This window comes from Planctobacterium sp. AWM4_229 (assembly GCF_056160305.1).
Map to the genome: position 1 here is coordinate 199204 of NZ_JBSWWX010000005.1, position 19282 is coordinate 218485.

17 protein-coding genes are annotated in these 19282 nt (G+C 45.8%); 16 read left to right on the plus strand and 1 reads right to left on the minus strand.

Going from position 1 to position 19282, the window contains the following annotated elements; all coding sequences use genetic code 11:
* Nucleotides 1-27: 27 nt before the first annotated feature.
* Nucleotides 28-822 (minus strand): type I methionyl aminopeptidase, encoded by a 795-nt coding sequence (map, locus tag ACXAGP_RS12595; protein ID WP_475261795.1) that lies wholly within the window; start codon nucleotides 820-822, stop codon nucleotides 28-30.
* Between the two features lie 326 nt (nucleotides 823-1148).
* On the opposite strand from map, the gene rpsB reads away from it, so the two are divergent.
* The 16 genes from rpsB to dnaE all read left to right on the plus strand — a co-directional run bounded on the left by rpsB (nucleotide 1149) and on the right by dnaE (nucleotide 19252).
* Nucleotides 1149-1880, plus strand: coding sequence for a 30S ribosomal protein S2 (gene rpsB / locus ACXAGP_RS12600; protein WP_338293644.1), 732 nt, complete (start codon nucleotides 1149-1151; stop codon nucleotides 1878-1880).
* Nucleotides 1881-2061: 181 nt separating this feature from the next.
* Nucleotides 2062-2934: a translation elongation factor Ts gene (gene tsf / locus ACXAGP_RS12605; protein WP_475261797.1), complete on the plus strand. Its 873-nt coding sequence runs from the start codon at nucleotides 2062-2064 to the stop codon at nucleotides 2932-2934.
* A 157-nt stretch (nucleotides 2935-3091) separates the two neighbouring features.
* On the plus strand, nucleotides 3092-3820 hold the full coding sequence (gene pyrH / locus ACXAGP_RS12610; RefSeq protein WP_338293642.1) for a UMP kinase: 729 nt from the start codon (nucleotides 3092-3094) through the stop codon (nucleotides 3818-3820).
* Between the two features lie 18 nt (nucleotides 3821-3838).
* On the plus strand, nucleotides 3839-4396 hold the full coding sequence (gene frr, locus ACXAGP_RS12615; protein ID WP_338293641.1) for a ribosome recycling factor: 558 nt from the start codon (nucleotides 3839-3841) through the stop codon (nucleotides 4394-4396).
* Between the two features lie 12 nt (nucleotides 4397-4408).
* Complete coding sequence (uppS, locus tag ACXAGP_RS12620; RefSeq protein ID WP_475261799.1) at nucleotides 4409-5155, plus strand: polyprenyl diphosphate synthase; 747 nt, start codon at nucleotides 4409-4411, stop codon at nucleotides 5153-5155.
* Nucleotides 5156-5167: 12 nt separating this feature from the next.
* A complete protein-coding gene (locus ACXAGP_RS12625) occupies nucleotides 5168-6031 on the plus strand; it encodes a phosphatidate cytidylyltransferase (protein WP_475261800.1) in 864 nt (287 codons plus the stop codon).
* 14 nt (nucleotides 6032-6045) lie between these two features.
* Nucleotides 6046-7236, plus strand: coding sequence for a 1-deoxy-D-xylulose-5-phosphate reductoisomerase (gene ispC / locus ACXAGP_RS12630; RefSeq protein ID WP_475261801.1), 1191 nt, complete (start codon nucleotides 6046-6048; stop codon nucleotides 7234-7236).
* A 2-nt stretch (nucleotides 7237-7238) separates the two neighbouring features.
* Nucleotides 7239-8588, plus strand: coding sequence for a sigma E protease regulator RseP (rseP, locus tag ACXAGP_RS12635; RefSeq protein ID WP_475261803.1), 1350 nt, complete (start codon nucleotides 7239-7241; stop codon nucleotides 8586-8588).
* A 57-nt stretch (nucleotides 8589-8645) separates the two neighbouring features.
* Nucleotides 8646-11120: an outer membrane protein assembly factor BamA gene (bamA, locus tag ACXAGP_RS12640; RefSeq protein ID WP_475261804.1), complete on the plus strand. Its 2475-nt coding sequence runs from the start codon at nucleotides 8646-8648 to the stop codon at nucleotides 11118-11120.
* 46 nt (nucleotides 11121-11166) lie between these two features.
* Nucleotides 11167-11682: an OmpH/Skp family outer membrane protein gene (locus ACXAGP_RS12645; protein ID WP_475261806.1), complete on the plus strand. Its 516-nt coding sequence runs from the start codon at nucleotides 11167-11169 to the stop codon at nucleotides 11680-11682.
* A gap of 11 nt (nucleotides 11683-11693) precedes the next feature.
* Nucleotides 11694-12713 (plus strand): UDP-3-O-(3-hydroxymyristoyl)glucosamine N-acyltransferase, encoded by a 1020-nt coding sequence (gene lpxD / locus ACXAGP_RS12650; protein ID WP_475261807.1) that lies wholly within the window; start codon nucleotides 11694-11696, stop codon nucleotides 12711-12713.
* An 82-nt stretch (nucleotides 12714-12795) separates the two neighbouring features.
* Complete coding sequence (gene fabZ, locus ACXAGP_RS12655; RefSeq protein WP_338293628.1) at nucleotides 12796-13242, plus strand: 3-hydroxyacyl-ACP dehydratase FabZ; 447 nt, start codon at nucleotides 12796-12798, stop codon at nucleotides 13240-13242.
* 3 nt (nucleotides 13243-13245) lie between these two features.
* Nucleotides 13246-14013, plus strand: coding sequence for an acyl-ACP--UDP-N-acetylglucosamine O-acyltransferase (gene lpxA / locus ACXAGP_RS12660; RefSeq protein WP_475261808.1), 768 nt, complete (start codon nucleotides 13246-13248; stop codon nucleotides 14011-14013).
* A gap of 32 nt (nucleotides 14014-14045) precedes the next feature.
* Nucleotides 14046-15197: a lipid-A-disaccharide synthase gene (lpxB, locus tag ACXAGP_RS12665; RefSeq protein ID WP_475261809.1), complete on the plus strand. Its 1152-nt coding sequence runs from the start codon at nucleotides 14046-14048 to the stop codon at nucleotides 15195-15197.
* Nucleotides 15197-15760, plus strand: a complete 564-nt coding sequence (rnhB, locus tag ACXAGP_RS12670; RefSeq protein ID WP_475261810.1) for a ribonuclease HII — start codon at nucleotides 15197-15199, stop codon at nucleotides 15758-15760. The genes lpxB and rnhB overlap by 1 nt, the downstream gene beginning before the upstream one ends.
* Nucleotides 15761-15775: 15 nt before the next feature.
* Nucleotides 15776-19252, plus strand: coding sequence for a DNA polymerase III subunit alpha (gene dnaE, locus ACXAGP_RS12675; protein WP_475261812.1), 3477 nt, complete (start codon nucleotides 15776-15778; stop codon nucleotides 19250-19252).
* Nucleotides 19253-19282 lie beyond the last annotated feature (30 nt).

Below are 19282 nucleotides of genomic sequence, written 5' to 3' on the forward strand. Positions count from 1 at the left end.
CTGATTTTTCTGGGTGTTATTTGCGGTTCACGCGGCTTTGATTACCCGATCAATGGTTTCATCCGAGCGCAGCGTCAAGATTTCACAGCCATCGCTGGTAACCAACAGCGTATGCTCCCATTGCGCACTTAAACTGCGATCTTTGGTGACTACTGTCCAATCATCTGGTAGCAATTTACTGAAGCGTTTACCAGCATTGATCATGGGCTCAATGGTAAAGCACATGCCTTCTTTAAGTACGTCACCAGTGCCTGCTTTGCCGTAGTGTAAAATTTGTGGTTCTTCATGGAAGCTGGCACCAATACCGTGACCACAGTACTCTCGTACTACAGAATAATTGTGTTGTTCAGCATACTGCTGAATGACAGCGCCAATGTCGCCGACACGTGTACCGGGTTTGACAATCTCTATGCCTTTGTACAAGCACTCTTGTGTCACTTTAATGAGACGCTCCGCCAAGATACTGGGCTTGCCCACGACAAACATCTTCGAGGTATCCCCGTGGTAGCCGTCTTTGATCACAGTAACGTCGATATTCACTATGTCACCATCTTTTAACTTCTTGTCCGAAGGAATACCGTGACAAATAACGTGATTTACAGAAGTACAAATGGATTTGGGAAAGGGGGGATTACCATAGTTTAACGGTGCCGGGATACCGCCTTGCACGTTAACAATGTAATCATGGCAAATGGTGTTAAGCTCATCGGTAGTGACACCTTTTTTGACGTGCTCACCAATCATTTCCAGTACTTCTGATGCCAGTTTTCCAGCAACTCGCATTTTTTCGATTTCTTCTGGGGTTTTGATAGTTATCGTCAAGATTCTTTCCTGATTTCTGATTTAAATGGATTTACAGTGGCCAAGTTTACCTGGTATGGCTCGGGATGTATAGCCAGGGTAACACCTCAGAGGTGTTTGTTGTGGACCCTTTTTCAGGAAAAATATTGAGTTTGCTACTCATAAATGGTATAAAGCGCCGCGCCTGAAAAGGGTCGTTCCGAAAAGACGACTCAACTCAGCGTAAATTAATCATTTAAAACACACATACATCGACACGATTTTCGGGGTGTCTGGCTTTTCTCACGAGGAAACAGGATCGAAAATTGGGATGTATGGAGGCCTAACCCCAATTGAGGAAATTTATTATGGCAAACGTGTCTATGCGTGACATGCTGCAAGCTGGTGTTCACTTCGGTCACCAAACTCGCTACTGGAACCCAAAAATGAAGCCTTTCATTTTTGGCGCTCGTAACAAAGTTCACATCATTAACTTGGAAAAAACAGTTCCTCTGTTCAATGATGCATTGTCTTACCTTTCTTCTGTATCTGCGCGTAAAGGTAAAATCCTTTTCGTAGGTACAAAGCGCGCTGCTGGCGATGCGGTAAAAGAAGCTGCTTTGAAATGCGACCAATACTACGTAAACAAGCGTTGGTTAGGTGGTATGTTGACTAACTGGAAAACAGTTCGTCAATCAATCAAGCGTTTAAAAGACCTTGAGCAACAGTCTCAAGACGGTACTTTTGAAAAGCTAACTAAGAAAGAAGTACTAATGCTGACCCGCGAAATGGAAAAGCTGGAAAGCAGCCTTGGCGGTATCAAAGACATGGGCGGTTTACCAGATTGTTTGTTCGTAATCGACGCAAACCACGAGCACATTGCAATTGCAGAAGCTCGTAGCTTGGGTATCCCAGTAGTATCTGTTGTTGATACAAACACTGACCCAGACGGTATCGATTACATCATTCCTGGCAACGACGACGCAATCCGCGCGGTTCAGTTATATCTGAACGCGGCTGCTGACGCGATTCTGGAAGGTCGTGAGCAAAATCTTGAAGCAATCGCTGAAAACGACGACTTCGTTGAAGCGGCTGAGTAAGATTTAATACAGCATTCACAAATGCATGTTAAAAGTCGTAAGACTCATTAAAACAGGGGCCTTGCCCCTGTTTTAAAATATAGTTTGGTGAAGCTTATTTACCCCATATTTTTGAAATGAGATCGCAAATGGGTCTTGTTTTCTACGCTAAAAATTTAAATTTATTCCTGAGGATATACAGATGGCTGTAACTGCTGCTCAAGTAAAAGAACTGCGTGAGCGTACCGGCGCCGGTATGCTGGATTGTAAAAAAGCATTGCAAGCGACTGATGGTGACATCGAAGCGGCGATTGAGAATATGCGTAAATCAGGTCAGGCGAAAGCTGCTAAAAAAGCAGGCCGTATCGCTGCTGAAGGTGTGATCCTGACTTCTGTAAACGCAGGTGTTGCAACAATGATGGAACTGAACTGTGAAACTGACTTCGTTGCACGTGACGACAGCTTCCTGGCATTCGGTAAAAAGTTGGTTGAGTTTGCTGCAGCTAACAAAATCAGTGACGTTGACGCATTAAATGCTTCTGAAATCGACGGTGCTGTTGTTTCTGACTTGCGTGACACGCTGGTAGCTAAAATTGGTGAAAACATCAACGTTCGTCGTGTTGTCACTGTTGAAGGCGACAACTTAGGTGCATACGTACACGGTGCGCGTATCGGTGTAATCTCTGTGTTGACCGGTGGTTCTGAAGATTTGGCAAAAGACGTAGCGATGCACGTTGCTGCAAGCAGCCCGCAATTCGTTAAGCCAGAAGACGTACCAGCTGACGTTGTTGAAAAAGAAAAAGCCATCCAAATCGATATCGCGATGCAAAGCGGCAAGCCTGCAGAAATCGCAGAAAAAATGGTTATGGGTCGCATGAAGAAGTTTACTGGTGAAATCAGCTTGACTGGTCAGCCTTTCGTTAAAGATCCTTCCATGAACGTTGGTCAATTGTTGAAAGACAACAGCGCAGATGTTATCAACTTCATCCGTTTTGAGGTTGGTGAAGGTATCGAGAAGAAGTCTGAAGACTTCGCTGCTGAAGTTCAGGCACAAATGGCGGCTGCTAAACAGTAAGCTGTTTACAAATAAATCTGACAAGGGCTTTTGCATTAAAGCATTGTCATATAAACTACTAGCACCTCAAAAGAGGTGCTTTTTTTTAGGTGTCAGCCACCAGAAAAGCGAATGAGTCCCCTAAATCCCCGACAATCATTGAGGATGAGAAATTTTCATGAGTATCAGCTCCAAACCTGCCTATCGTAGAATTTTATTGAAACTAAGTGGTGAGGCCTTGATGGGCAATGAGTCATTTGGTATTGACGCAAAAGTATTAGACCGCATGGCGTCTGAAATCAAAGAGTTAGTCGAGCTTGGTGTTCAGGTTGGCCTGGTGATTGGCGGTGGTAATTTGTTTCGCGGTGAAGGACTGGCAAAAGCTGGCATGAATCGCGTTGTGGGTGATCACATGGGCATGCTGGCTACTGTAATGAATGGCCTGGCGATGCGTGATGCCTTGCACAGAGCGTTCGTTAATGCCCGTTTGATGTCAGCTATCCCACTTAATGGCGTGTGTGACGCTTATAATTGGACAGAAGCTATTAGTTTGTTGAAGTCTGGTCGTGTAGTGATTTTTTCTGCCGGGACCGGGAATCCTTTTTTCACCACTGACTCTGCGGCTTGTTTACGCGGCATTGAAATCGAGGCTGATGTGGTTTTGAAAGGAACCAAAGTTGACGGTGTATACAATGCAGACCCCAATACAAATCCAGATGCGGTATTACAAAAACACCTCAATTATAGTGAAGTGTTAGAAAAAGAATTAAAAGTCATGGATCTTGCGGCATTTACATTGGCGCGAGACCACAATATTCCTATCAAAGTCTTTAACATGAATAAAACTGGCTGCCTTAAAGCTGTAGTCATGGGTGAAGATGAAGGTACGTTGATAGATAACAACTAAAAAAATAAGGTTAGAAACATGATTGATGAAATTTTTGAAGATGCTAAAGAGCGCATGGACAAAAGTATTGGTGCGCTTAAAACCAACTTCAGTAAGATCAGAACCGGGCGAGCTCATCCTAGTTTGCTTGATAATGTGATGGTTTCTTACTACGGTGCGGCTACGCCACTGAGACAGCTTGCTAACGTGGTGGTTGAAGACTCTCGTACCTTGGCGCTGACCGTATTTGACAAAAGTGCCATTCAAGCCGTTGAAAAGGGTATCCTGCAATCTGATTTGGGCCTGAATCCAATTAGCGCCGGCACAACCATGCGCATTCCACTGCCGCCTTTAACGGAAGAACGACGTAAAGATCTGATTCGTGTGGTGCGTGGTGAAGCAGAGCAAGGGCGTATCAGTATTCGAAATATTCGTCGCGATGCCAATGGTGATATTAAAGATTTGTTGAAGGAAAAAGAGATTTCTGAAGATGAAGCTCGCGCAGCAGAGGATAATATTCAACAAGCAACCGATAAGTTTGTGAAACAAGTGGACGAGTTGCTCAAAGCAAAAGAAGCTGAATTAATGGAAATTTAGAAGCTTTCTTTGATGACGGATGCAAATCAACAGAATGATGTGATGCCGCAACACGTTGCCATTATTATGGATGGCAACGGTCGCTGGGCGAAACAAAAAGGGAAATTGCGCTCCTTCGGACACAAAGCCGGGGCTGATGCGGTGCGTGCAGCGGTTCGGTTTTGTTTGCAGAACAATATTCGGGCACTGACGTTATTCGCCTTTAGCAGTGAAAATTGGCTGCGACCCGTAGACGAAGTGAAAGCGCTGATGGAGTTGTTTGTTTGGGCTTTAGGTAGTGAGGCTAAAAAGCTCAATAAAAACAATGTAAAATTACAGGTAATCGGTGATCTGAGTCGCTTCGATGAAAAGCTAAAGAGCAAGATTGCTGAAGCTGAGCAACTGACCCAAAATAACACTGCGATGGTGTTAAATATTGCGGCCAATTACGGCGGTAAGTGGGATATTACTAATGCCTGTAAGCAACTGTTTAGAGACGTTCAGCAACAGCAAATCGATATAGACTCCATTACAGAACAAGACTTATCCAGGTACGTTCAATTGGACGAACTTCCAGACATTGACCTATTAATACGTACTGGTGGTGAGCAACGCATTTCGAATTTCTTGATTTGGCAATTGGCCTATTCTGAGTTGTACTTTTGTGCAACCCTATGGCCTGATTTTGATGAAACCGCTTTTTCCAATGCGGTGAAAGAGTACGCTGGCCGTCAACGACGTTTTGGTATGACCGGTGAGCAAATTGAGAGCCAGCATTAAGGTGTTCTTCAGATGTTAAGACAGCGCATTATTACCGCATTGATTTTGGCTCCGTTAGCTTTAGGAGCCATCCTGTTTTTGCCCATCAGAGGTTTTGAAATTGCTTTCGCCGCTATTGTTGCGTTAGGTGCTTGGGAATGGGCAAATCTTACCGGGCTGACCATTCCTCTTCTCAAGTCCATTTACACGGCATTGGTTTCCGGGATCTGTGTTGCTTTGAGTATTCTGGTGCCAGTGGATTCTGTTTGGGTCCAGGGAGACTTAACGCCAATTTACGAATACATACTTTGGCTGGCGGCAGTCTGGTGGCTGATTTCTTTATTCCTTATTATCGCCTATCCAAGATATAGCCTGCTATGGCGTACCAGCGTGTTTTTAAGAGGGATATTTGGGTTACTCACTCTTATCCCTACTTGGGTTGCTGTCGTGGTGCTGCGTACCAGCTTATTTGATGTTGATCCTCTCTACGGTGCATCCCTGATTTTTTATGTATTGGGTATTGTTTGGGCTGCTGATGTCGGTGCTTTTTTTGTCGGGGTAAAATTTGGTCGTCACAAGCTGCGCCCTAACGTATCACCGGGTAAAACCATTGAGGGCTTACTTGGTGGTGTCGGGGCTTCTTTTGCCATTATTGCTTTTGCCGCAATGCATTATCAGGTTGACCCTTCTCGTATCTGGTTGCACGTTCTGGTAGGTGGTTTAACCGTAGCGGTTAGCGCCCTTGGCGATTTGAACGAAAGTATGTTTAAACGTTGTGCTGGTTGTAAAGACAGTGGCAATCTGTTGCCCGGACACGGTGGTATTCTGGATAGAATTGATAGCCTCACGGCCGCATTCCCCATTTTTGCCTTCTGTTATGTCATGTGGATGGCTTAAAAAGATTTCTCTACATGAAGCCTATTGAAACTTATCAATTACAATATTTAACCGTCTTAGGTGCCACAGGCTCAATCGGTTTGAGTACGCTTGATGTGGTCGCGCGTCATCCCGAGCGATTCCGTATTTATGCTTTGACATGTCATAGCAAGGTTGAGGAACTTGTTAACCTTGCCAAAATTCATCAACCCCGGCATTTAGTTACCAGTAGCCCGGCACATTATTCCACTTTACAGAATCTGGCGGCGGATGCCGGACTTAATTGCGAAGTGCATTGTGGCATAGAAGCGCTTTGCGCTGTCTCCAGTGCGTCTGATGTGGATACTGTGATGGCCGCGATTGTTGGTGCTGCAGGTTTATTGCCCACTTATTCAGCGGTGACAAGCGGTAAAAAGGTGTTGCTGGCTAACAAGGAATCCTTGGTAATGTCTGGTAAATTGTTCATGGATGCGGTTGCCGAGCATAACGCGACGTTGTTGCCGGTGGACAGTGAGCACAATGCTATTTTCCAATGTCTTCCTGAGCAGGGTTATTGTGAGCGTCAAATTCGAAAAATTTTACTGACGGGATCGGGTGGCCCGTTTTTAAATCATGACATTTCCACCTTTGCTGACATCACGCCCGAGCAAGCCTGTAAGCATCCCAACTGGTCTATGGGGCAAAAGATATCCGTTGATTCTGCCACTATGATGAACAAGGGGTTGGAATTTATTGAGGCTTGCCATTTATTTCATGTCAGTGGGGACAATATTGAGGTGGTGATTCACCCACAGAGTATCGTGCATTCTATGGTGCAATACAGCGATGGTTCGGTATTAGCGCAAATGGGACAGCCCGACATGCGCACGCCTATTGCTCATACCTTGGCCTGGCCAGAGCGTATTGAATCTGGCGTTGCTTCATTGGATTTTTCACAGTTAGTGGATTTACAATTTTTAAAACCCGACTTTGAGCGTTTTCCTTGTTTACAGCTGGCGATAGAATGTGCCAGCCAAGGACAGGCTGCTACCACGGCTCTCAATGCCGCTAACGAGATTGCTGTAGCTGCTTTTCTTAACAGAAAAATCCGCTATACAGATATTTTTAAAGTGTGTCAGCTGAGTGTAGAGCAAGGACTTGGAGAAAAAGTTGATAGTCTGGATGACATTATCGCATGCGATGCCAACAGTCGCAAAATTGCCGCTGAAATACTGGAGAGTATCTAGCTATGTTTGATTTTTTGTGGAGCCTTGGTGCGTTTATTATTGCCTTGGGTATTCTGGTGGCGGTGCACGAGTGGGGGCACTTCATTGTTGCCCGCAAATGCGGTGTAAAGGTACTGCGTTTTTCCATTGGTTTTGGCAAGCCTCTGTGGCGCACGGTCGACAAATATGGCACCGAATATGTCGTGGCGATGATCCCACTGGGTGGGTATGTCAGGATGCTGGATAGTCGGGTAGATGATGTTGACCCGAATGATAAAAATGTCACTTTTAACAGCCAATCGGTTTTGAAGCGCATTGCGATCATAGCTGCTGGGCCCCTTACTAATTTTATCTTTGCCGTAATTGCCCTGTATTTCATGTATTTGTTGGGCGTTGAAACGGTTCGTCCTGTGATAGGCAATGTACAACCTGACTCTATTGCAGCTCAGGCTGGCCTGCCTCGAGATGTGCAAATCAGCAAAATTGGAGAGCGTGAAGTCAAGGATTGGAGCGCCATCAATCTGGAGCTGGTATCGCATATCGGCAAAGACTCGATGGAGGTAACTACCTATCTTGACTCAAACATGTCACAGCGCAGCTATTCCCTTGACTTGTCAGATTGGCAATTTGACCCTGAGGCCCAGTCGGCGATCCGTTCATTGGGCATAGAACCTTTCCGTCCTGCGATTACCACGACAATAGGATTGGTGGCTAAAGATTCACCAGCAGAACGAGCTGGAATCAACAAAGACGATAAAATTTTGAGTATTGATGGAACTCCCATCGATAAATGGGAACAAATAGGGGAGTATCTTACCGGAAGAGGCGGTGATACTGTGGGAGTGATGTTGCTAAGACAGGGGCGCGAAGTGCCTGTTATGGTTACTGTTGGCTTCCGTGAGGACAATCCACAAGTGGGTTATTTGGGCGTTGTGCCGCAATCAGAACCCTGGCCTGAAGAGTATATATTTACTCATCAGTACGGATTGGTTGCAGCCTTGGGGGCTGCTATGGATAATACATGGCGCTTGATGACACTGAGCGTAGAAATGATCGGCAAATTATTTACTGGTGATGTGTCGGTTAAAAATCTCAGTGGACCCATATCCATTGCTCAAGGAGCAGGAGCTAGCGCAGGATATGGTTTGGTATATTTTCTCAGTTTTCTGGCGCTCATTAGTGTGAATCTTGGGATTATTAACTTACTACCGCTACCCGTATTAGATGGCGGGCACTTACTTTATTATTTTGTAGAGTTGGTGACCGGCAAACCAGTGCCTGAATCCGTTCAGGAAGTGGGTTTTCGTATCGGTGGGGTGTTGCTTTTTATGCTAATGGCCGTGGCAATCGTGAACGATATTACCCGTTTGTAAAGCACGCGCTTTTTTTAACAATGCTGAATATGTTTCAGTCAGGAAGAATATAAATAAATGAAGTTGAATCAGACACTTTTTGCATTGCTATTTTTCGTAGTGACCGGTTCGGTAAATGCAAATTCAGCCAGTGATTTCGTCATTGATGACATCAAAATTGAAGGGTTGCAGCGTGTAGCTCTGGGGGCGGCATTAACCTACATGCCCGTTAAAGTGGGCGATACCATGAATGGTTTCCGTATCTCTCAAGTGATTAAATCCCTGTACTCTTCTACACACTTCGAAAGTATTAAAGTATTGCGAGATGGTGACACCTTGGTGGTTCAAGTTAAAGAGCGCCCCACCATTAGTAACATCATTTTTGAAGGTAATGACGACATCAAGGATGAACAGCTACAGGAAAGTCTTGACGGCAGTAATATCCGTATTGGTGAGCCCCTGGATCGCACCGTACTTACTGGCTTAGAGAGTGGCTTGAAAGATTTCTATTACAGTGTGGGTAAATACAATGCGGATGTCACTGCGATTGTTACACCTTTACCCAGAAATCGCGTGGACCTGAAATTTTTATTTGAGGAAGGCGAGGCTGCTAAAATCGCTCAGATCAATATCGTGGGCAATGAAATCTTCAGTGATGCAGAACTGTTAGAAGGATTTGAACTGGGATTTGATCCGGCATGGTGGGACATCATGGCCGAAACGCGTTATCAAAAACAAACTCTTGAGGGCGACATGGAAACTCTCAGAAGTTATTACCTGGACAGAGGTTATTTGCAGTTTAGAGTGAACTCTACTCAGGTTTCTATGACTCCTGATAAAGAGGGGATCTACGTTGCGATAAACGTCACAGAAGGCGAACAATACAACGTATCTGACGTGGAACTCTCAGGTGAATTGCTGGGGCACGGCGATACTATCCGCGCTTTGCTTCCTCTGCGTGGTGATACCCTTTATAATCAAGCGTTGGTGACTTACACCGAAGAATTTATCAGTAAGTATCTTGGACGCTTTGGTTATGCCTATCCCACAGTAACGACTATCCCGGATATCAACGACGAAGATAACACGGTTAAATTAACCATGCGGGTGGATCCAGGTAAGCGTATTTATGTGCGCAGGATCAATTTTGTCGGTAATGACATCACTAAAGACGAAGTACTACGGCGCGAAGTCACTCAGATGGAAGGTAGTTTCCTGTCTAATCAAGCCTTGGAAGTGTCCAAAGCCAATATTTCCCGCCGCTTGAACTTTGTGGATGAAGTGGAATTTGAAACCGTCAGAATACCTGGCGAAGAAGACAAAGTGGACGTTGAGTTTAGTATGAAAGAGCAGCCATCCGGCTCCTTCAACGCCGGAATCGGCTTTGGTGACCGTACTGGTTTGAGCTTACAAGCTGGGGTCTCTCAAGATAACTTCCTCGGCTCGGGTAAACAGGTGGGTTTCAATGTGAATACCAACCGCTATCAAAAACAAGCGGCGATTACCTACAACGATCCCTATTTCACCATCGATGGCATTAGCTTGGGCGGCACATTATCCTATAGTGAATTAGACGCCGGGGACTTTGGACTTGTTCAATACAATACCAAAACCTATCGTATTGGTGGGACCTTTGGCTTCCCTATCAACGAATACAATCGCTTGCGCTTTGGTGTGACTTACGAAAACGAAGAACTAGCGCAGCGCAATACTTACGAGCAAACCCAGCGTTTCTACGACTTGTTCATTGATCCCAATGATCCCGATGCGCCTATTAAGTACGATTCTTTTGTCGTATCTGCGGCGTGGATAAGAAGTACGTTAAATCGCGGACTGTTTCCGACAGCTGGCTCCAATCAGACCTTGTCTTTGTCGGCAACTACGCCAAATTCAGATGCCAATTATTACAAGGCAGAATTTAATACGCGTTTCTATTTTCCGTTGTCTAATGATCAGCGTTGGTCATTGTTAACGCGCTTAAGATTGGGTTATGGTAACGGCTATGGTGAGATTAATGGCAATGATCAGTTTTTACCTTTCACCCAAAACTTTACAGCTGGTGGTTCTGGCACTCTGAGGGGCTTTGAGAATAATACCGTTGGCCCACGAGCCATTCAACGTACGACCGGAACGCTCACGGACCCCAATGGCGACCCCGTAGGTTTAGGGCCTTTCTCAGATTCTTTGTTTGTTACTGAGCGTTCTATCGGTGGTAACGCGATAGCGATTGGTGGCGTCGAGTTAATCGTACCTACGCCATTTATTGGTGAGGAGTATGATACTCAAGTACGTAGCAGTATTTTCCTTGATGTCGGTACGGTCTGGGATACAGAATTTGTCTACGATGATTATAAAGATTTGAGCCTGGACTCTCTCAGTGAAGAGCGCCTCCTGGATTTCTCGGATCCTGGTCTCTATAGAGCTTCATACGGACTGTCGGTACAATGGTTATCACCTATGGGACCTATGGTGTTTAGTTTCTCTCGCGCTCTGAAAGAGCAGAGTGGTGATGAAGTGAAGTTCTTCTCATTTAATATTGGTCAAACATTTTAATTAGATTGCACAACGCAATTAGCATAAGAATTTTAAGGAGTATTCAGTGAAAGCATTAAAAGCAACAGCCGTGGCAATGACATTAGCCGCTTCATTAACCAGTGCCAGTGCCTATGCACAACAGAAAATTGGTGTTGCCAATGTCCAGGCGATTTTCCAAAGCCTTCCACAGGCAGCAACGATTCAGCAAACTATTAATGAAGAATTCAAAGACGAAATCCAGGCGATCAAACAATTAGAGTCTGATCTTCAATATCTAATGGAAAAGCAACGTCGTGACACAGCGACCATGAGTCAACAGGAAATCGCCGATCTGGAACAGGAGCTGAACAAGTTACGCGAAGACTACGCAGCGAAAGCACAACCGTTGCAGCAAAATATTCAGCGTCGTCAGAATGAAGAACGCAATCGCATTCTGGGGTTAATTCAACAAGGTATCGATAAAGTTGCTCAAGCTGGAGAGTACGATGTGATCTTAAACGCGGGCGCGGTCACTTATATCGATGATCAGTACAACGTTTCTCGTCAGGTGATTGACGAAATCAACAAGACTGCTAATTAATTGAGAAAGCTATGAAGCTCAGCTACACGTTGGCGGAGTTAGCACAAGAGCTTGGTGCTGAATTGAGAGGAGATGGCGAAGTCGTTATCTCCTCTCTTGGTACTTTAGCCGCTGCTAAACAGGGTCAAATATCTTTTTTGGCCAATGCCAAATATCGTTCGCAGTTATCTGAAACCAACGCATCGGCAGTCATTATCGGTGCAGAGGATGTCAGTTTTTGTAACACCAATGCCTTGGTAATGAAAAACGCCTATCTCGGTTATGCCAAGGTAGCTCAAATGCTTGATACCACACCTGCTGCTGCCCATGAAATTCATAGTTCTGCGGTCATTGATCCCAGTGCCAAATTGGGACAAGGGGTTGTGGTAGGCGCAAACGCCGTTATTGAAGCCGACGTAGAGTTAGGTGACAACGTTCAGGTTGGCCCCGGAAGCTTTATCGGGCGAGGTGTTCGCATTGGCAAACGCACTAAGCTGTGGGCTAATGTCAGTGTTTATCACGATTGTATTATTGGCGACGATTGTTTGTTGCAGAGTTCTGCGGTCATCGGATCAGATGGTTTTGGCTATGCCAATGATGCCGGACAGTGGGTTAAAATTCCCCAGTTAGGTAGAGCTATATTAGGCAATCGCGTTGAGATTGGAGCCAATACCTCAATCGACAGAGGGGCCCTTGAAGACACGGTACTAAAAGACGGCGTTATTATTGATAATTTATGCCAGATTGCCCATAACGTGGAAATCGGCGAGAATACGGCCATGGCTGCCTGCTCAGTTGTCGCAGGGAGCACTACCATTGGTAAATACTGTGTCATTGCCGGCATGGTGGGGATTAATGGTCATATCGACATCGTGGATGGTTGTACGTTTACCGGATTTAGCATGGTAACCAAGTCAATTAAGGAGCCTGGTGTCTATTCATCCGGTATTCCTGCGACCACTAATAAAGAATGGCGAAAAAATATGGTTGGTTTGAAAAATATCACTGACCTGTCGCAAAAAATAAAACAAATAGAAAAACAATTTAAATAAAGTACAGCACTTATAGAGCAGGCAGGTTGCTAACAATAGAAAAGCTGCTCTATGATGAGAGTCGAATTAGGAGAAGAGTGGTTTGACTGACGTGATCGAACGTGTAGAAATTGAAGAAATTCTGGACTTGTTGCCTCACCGCTATCCCATGTTGCTGGTAGACAGGGTAACTGAGCTGGAAGTGGGCAAGCGCATCAAAGCCTACAAAAATATCACTTTTAATGAGCCTTGCTTTATGGGGCACTTCCCCGGCAAGCCTATCTTCCCGGGTGTGATGATCCTGGAAGCCCTTGCTCAGGCCGCTGGTATTTTGGGTTTCAAAAGTGCAGGCAACACTGACGATTTATATCTCTATGCCGGGATTGATAAAGCCCGCTTTAAACTTCCGGTAACACCTGGTGATAAACTGGATTTTGACGTAGATTTTATTAAAGAACGTCGTGGTATCTGGAAGTTCAAAGGCTATGCCAGTGTCAATGGCCAGGAAGCTTGTAGTGCCGAATTTATGTGTGCAATGAGGAAGATGTAAGTCGTGATACATCCTACCGCCGTTATCGATCCTAAAGCTTCTGTTGGCAACAATGTCAGCATTGGTGCTTTTACCGTTATTGGACCTGATGTGGTCATTGGAGATGACTGTGTTGTCCATTCTCATGTGGTTATCAAAGGGCCTTCCAGGATTGGCAAGGGCAATCACATTTTTCAATTTGCCAGTATTGGTGAGGATTGTCAGGATAAAAAATATGCTGGCGAACCTACCGAGCTAATCGTTGGTGACAACAACGTATTTCGCGAATGCGTCACTGTGCATCGCGGTACCATACAGGACGAAGGCAAAACTATAATTGGTAACGGTAACCTGTTTATGGCTTACGCTCATGTAGCGCATGATGTGCGCATTGGTGATCAGTGTATTTTTGCCAATAATTGTACTCTGGCTGGCCATGTTAAAGTGGCGGACTTTGCCATTTTGGGCGGTATGGCTGCTTTGCATCAGTTTTGTCAGATCGGTGCTCATGCCTTCGTGGGCGGTGGCGCTATTATCTTGCGAGATTTACCGCCATTCGTGATGCTGGGTAATGATGGCAAGCCTCACGGTATTAACTCCGAAGGTTTAAAGCGACGCGGCTTCGCCCCCGAAACTGTTAGGGCGATAAAACAGGCTTATCGCATTATCTATCGACAAGGCAACAAAGTAACTGAAGCTGTGGATCTACTTGCCGAACTGGCTGGAGAACACGCGGAGGTGCAGTTGATGGTTGACTTTCTGTTGACCTCTGAGCGTGGCCTCATTCGCTAACTTCCAATATAACGCTGTTTCAAGCGAATCCTATGACTAGTAAAACTATTCGAGTGGGTATCGTAGCCGGGGAAACCTCTGGCGATATCTTAGCTGCGGGTCTTATCGCTGCTTTCCGCAAAAAATACCCCAATGCCGTTTTCGAAGGTATTGCGGGTCCGCGCATGCAGTCTGTGGGATGTCAGACTCTGTTTGATATGGAAGAGCTTTCTGTAATGGGCCTGGTGGAGGTGTTATCGCGTATTCGCCGCTTGTTGTACATACGCAAAAGTGTACTGCAATACTTTACTGAAAATCCTCCTGATATCTTCATAGGTGTCGATGCGCCGGATTTCAATCTGACGTTGGAAATGAAGCTCAAGCAGCAGGGAGTAAAAACCATTCATTACGTCAGCCCTACTGTTTGGGCATGGCGCGAAAGCCGGGTGCATAAAATAGCGCGAGCGACGAACAACGTTTTCTGTATATTCCCTTTTGAGCCGCCAGTGTATGACAAATTCAATATCCCCAGCGAGTTTGTTGGGCATACCCTTGCTGATCAAATTCCATTGCAGGTGGACCGAGCAAGTGCCAGAGAATACCTCAATGTTGATGCTGAACGAAAAGTCTTAGCCTTGCTGCCGGGAAGCCGAGCAGGTGAGGTTAAAATGCTGTTTGAGACATTTTTGCAAAGCGCAGAACTACTGGCCAAGGATATACCTGATTTGTTGGTTTTGATCCCAGTGGTGAACAAGCAGAGAAAACAAGAAATTGATGCTCACCTGGAACGTCTGGCGCCTGGTGTTGAAGTGCGAACGGTATTTGGCCATGCACAACAAGTGATGATTGCGTCAAATGCGGTACTATTGGCTTCGGGAACGGCAACGTTAGAAGCGATGCTATGTAAGCGCCCTATGGTGGTGGCTTATAAGTTGAAAGGCATGACCTATCAAATGATGCGCTTTATGTATAAGCAAACTTATTTTGCCCTGCCCAATATTTTAGCAGGTAAAGAGCTGGTACCAGAGCTGTTGCAAAAAGATGTTAACCCTGAATTAATCAGTAGCAAGTTACGTACTTTGATGTCTGATGATTGCCCAGAGCTGCAAACTGAGTTTACTCGCATACACCAAACACTGCGTTGCAATGCCGATGAAACCGCAGCCAGTTCGGTTGCCAGATTGCTAAAAATCGAGGGGGCATAATGCGCATTGCAGGCGTTGATGAAGTTGGCCGAGGGCCACTGGTAGGTAGCGTCGTGACTGCCGCGGTGATTCTGGATCCTGAAAATCCCATCGCAGGTTTGACTGACTCAAAAAAATTATCTGAGACCAAGCGCAATCGTTTGTTTCCTGAGATACAGGAAAAAGCGCTGTGTTGGGCAATTGGTGAGGCGTCACCCACAGAAATCGATACACTGAATATTTACCAGGCAACCATGCTGGCCATGACACGTGCTGTTGCCGCGCTTTCCATCCAACCTGATTTCGTGAAAGTGGACGGCAATAAGGTGCCTGATTGGTCCTGGCCTGCTGAGGCAATCGTTAAAGGGGATTTGACCGTACCTGAAATATCCGCCGCTTCTATTTTGGCCAAGGTGACACGAGACCAACAAATGCTTGAACTAGATGTCCGCCATCCGGAATTTGGTTTTGCGCAGCACAAAGGCTATCCTACCAAACTGCATCTGGAAAAATTACAGCAATACGGGCCACTTTTTGAACATCGCCGCAGTTTTAAACCGGTTCGTATCCTGTTGAGCGAATAATACCTTGGAAATCAAATGACTCAGGAAAACTCAGCCTCTTTTGTTCACCTGCGAGTACATAGTGACTTTTCTATGTGCGATGGTTTGAACAAGGTACCCAAAATCATTTCGCGCGTTGCAGAGCTCAATATGCCTGCAGTGGCGATTACTGATCAGATGAATATGTGTGGTCTGGTGAAATACTATTATCAGGCTCACGGTAACGGCATTAAACCTATTATTGGTTGTGACTTTTGGTTGCAGAATCCACTTATCGGTGAAGACATCTTCAGAACCACTCTGTTAGCCAGCAATAATGCTGGCTACAAAAACATTACACTGCTTATTTCTCGTGCTTACCAGCGAGGCTCCGTGCAAGGTAAGGCGGTCATTGATGCTCACTGGCTGGCGGAACACGCTGAAGGGATTATTGTGTTATCCGGCGCCAAAGATGGCGAGCTGGGATTTGCTCTGCAAAAAGATAATCACAAGCAAATAAACCAGTTATTAGATTTCTACTTGCAGCATTTTCCAGATAACTTTTTTATAGAATTGCAGCGCACTGGTAGACCAGGTGAAGAAGATTATCTGCACGCGGCGGTGGCACTTGCTGCAGAGCGAGAGCTCCCTGTTGTCGCCACTAACGAAGTGGTATTCCTTAAAGAAACTGAGTTTGATGCCCATGATATTCGGGTCAGTATTCACGATGGTTATACGCTTGAAGATCCGCGTCGCCCGAAACGCTTCAGTGAACAGCAGTACTTGCGCACTGCCCAAGAAATGCAGGAGTTGTTCAGTGATATTCCCGAAGCTATTGAAAACACTGTAGAGATTGCAAAGCGCTGTAACGTTACGGTGCAATTGGGTACCTACTTCCTGCCTAAATTCCCAACCGGGGGGCTATCAGATGCAGACTATTTGGTTAAGGTCTCGCGCGAAGGCCTGGAAGAGCGCCTGGAGTTTCTTTTTCCCAACCCTGATGTCCGTGCTGAAAAGCGACCGGAATACGATGAGCGTCTGGAGATAGAACTACAGGTTATCAATCAAATGGGATTCCCAGGCTACTTCCTTATCGTAATGGAGTTTATTCAGTGGAGTAAAGATCACAATATTCCGGTGGGACCGGGACGCGGATCGGGTGCGGGGTCATTGGTGGCTTATGCGCTAAAAATTACCGATCTGGACCCGTTAGAATTTGATTTGCTGTTTGAGCGATTCCTGAATCCAGAGCGGGTTTCCATGCCGGATTTCGATGTTGATTTTTGCATGGACCGCCGAGATGAAGTAATCGATCACGTGGCCGACATGTATGGTCGCGATGCGGTATCGCAAATCATCACCTTTGGAACCATGGCAGCAAAAGCTGTGGTGCGAGACGTTGGACGAGTACTAGGTCATCCTTATGGGTTTGTGGATCGCATCTCTAAATTAATCCCCGGTGATCCAGGCATGACGCTGGCCAAAGCTTTTGATGTGGAGCCGCGCCTACAGGAAGCTTACGATGAAGATGAGGAAGTCAAAGATCTCATCGATATGTGCCGTATCCTGGAAGGGGTGGTGCGCAATGCCGGTAAACATGCCGGAGGGGTGGTAATTTCCCCTACAAAGATCACCGACTTTGCTCCGTTGTATTGCGATGAAGAGGGCAAATTTCCCGTTACTCAGTTCGATAAAAATGATGTAGAGACAGCGGGGCTGGTTAAGTTTGACTTTCTGGGGTTACGGACATTAACCATTATTCAGTGGGCGCTAGATATGGTGAAAGAGCGCTCGGGTGATGAGGTGGACATTTCCGCAATACCGCTGGAAGACAAAGAAAGTTTTGCCATGTTGATGCGCGCTGAGACCACGGCGGTATTCCAGCTGGAATCTCGAGGTATGAAGGACCTGATCAATCGTCTTCAGCCTGATACTTTTGAAGATATCATCGCATTGGTGGCCTTGTTCCGTCCGGGGCCATTACAATCGGGCATGGTAGATAACTTCATTGACCGCAAGCACGGCCGGGAAGAGATCTCCTACCCTGATGCGCAATATCAACACGAATGTTTGCAAGAAATATTAGAGCCCACTTATGGCATTATCCTGTATCAGGAGCAGGTAATGCAGATAGCTCAGGAGATGTCTGGTTATAGTCTCGGTGGCGCTGACTTGTTGCGTCGAGCCATGGGTAAGAAAAAGCCGGAAGAAATGGCCAAGCAAAGGGCCTCATTTGAAGACGGTGCCAAGAATAACGGTATTGATCCTGAGCTGGCCATGAAAATCTTCGACCTGGTGGAAAAGTTCGCAGGTTATGGTTTTAACAAATCTCACTCGGCAGCTTATGCGCTGGTTTCTTATCAAACTCTGTGGCTGAAGGCCCATTATCCTTCCGAGTTTATGGCGGCTGTAATGTCGGCGGATATGGATAACACTGACAAGATTGTAACTCTGGTGGATGAGTGTAATCGCATGGGCATTAAAATCTCGCCGCCAGATGTAAACTCGGGAAAATACAAGTTTACGGTAAATCAGGAAGGCACCATTATTTATGGTATCGGTGCGGTTAAGGGGGTAGGTGAAGGTCCCATTGAAGCCATTATTAAAGCGCGAGAAGAACAAGGCTACTTTACTGATATTTTTGATTTTTGCGCCAAGGTTGATCTGAAGAAGATCAACAAGCGGGTGATGGAGAAACTTATCCTTTCGGGGGCCATGGACGAATTGGGGCCGCACCGTGCCTCGTTAATGGCCACCTTACCAGAAGCCATGGCCGCCGCTGAACAGCATGCTAAAGCCGAGTCTTACGGGCAGGCAGATATGTTTGGTCTATTGACCAGCGAACCTGAAGAAGTCAACAACGCCTTCGTTAATGTCCCTGAATGGCCTGAAAAACAATGGCTGGATGGTGAAAAAGAAACCTTGGGTCTGTACCTGACTGGCCATCCTATCAATCAGTATCGGGCAGAACTACAGCACTATTGTAAGGGCAGGTTGGTGGATGCTAAACCTGGCGATCGCGATTCGGTAGCAAAAGTGGTTGGGTTGGTGATTGCGGTTCGTGTTATGGTTAACAAAAAGGGCCGTCGTTGGGCTATTGTGACCCTTGACGATCAAAGTGCACGAATGGATGCACGTTTTTTCCCCGATATGTTTGAAGAATATGAAGAAATGCTGCAAACCGACAAGGTTTTGGTACTTTCCGGACAGGTCAGCTTTGATGATTTCTCTGGGGGCAATACAATCACGGTCCGTCATGCTCAAGATATTATTCAGGCGCGCGAAAAGCAGCTTAAGCATTTGCTATTTGAGGTTGATGCTCCATGGTGCGATGAAGCCGGTATTGCCAAATTACAACAGGTATTGACGCCATTCAAAGGCGGTATTTGCCCGGTGCAACTTAAGTATCATCATGAAGATGCGCAGGCCTGTATATCTTTAGGAGCAGAATGGTACTTATCGCCGCAAGATGAGTTACTATACGAAGTAAAGAATCTGCTGGGTGCAGAAAAAGTCGAAATGGTTTTTCATTAAATCATTTAAATAAATAGACTTGGCGTCCAA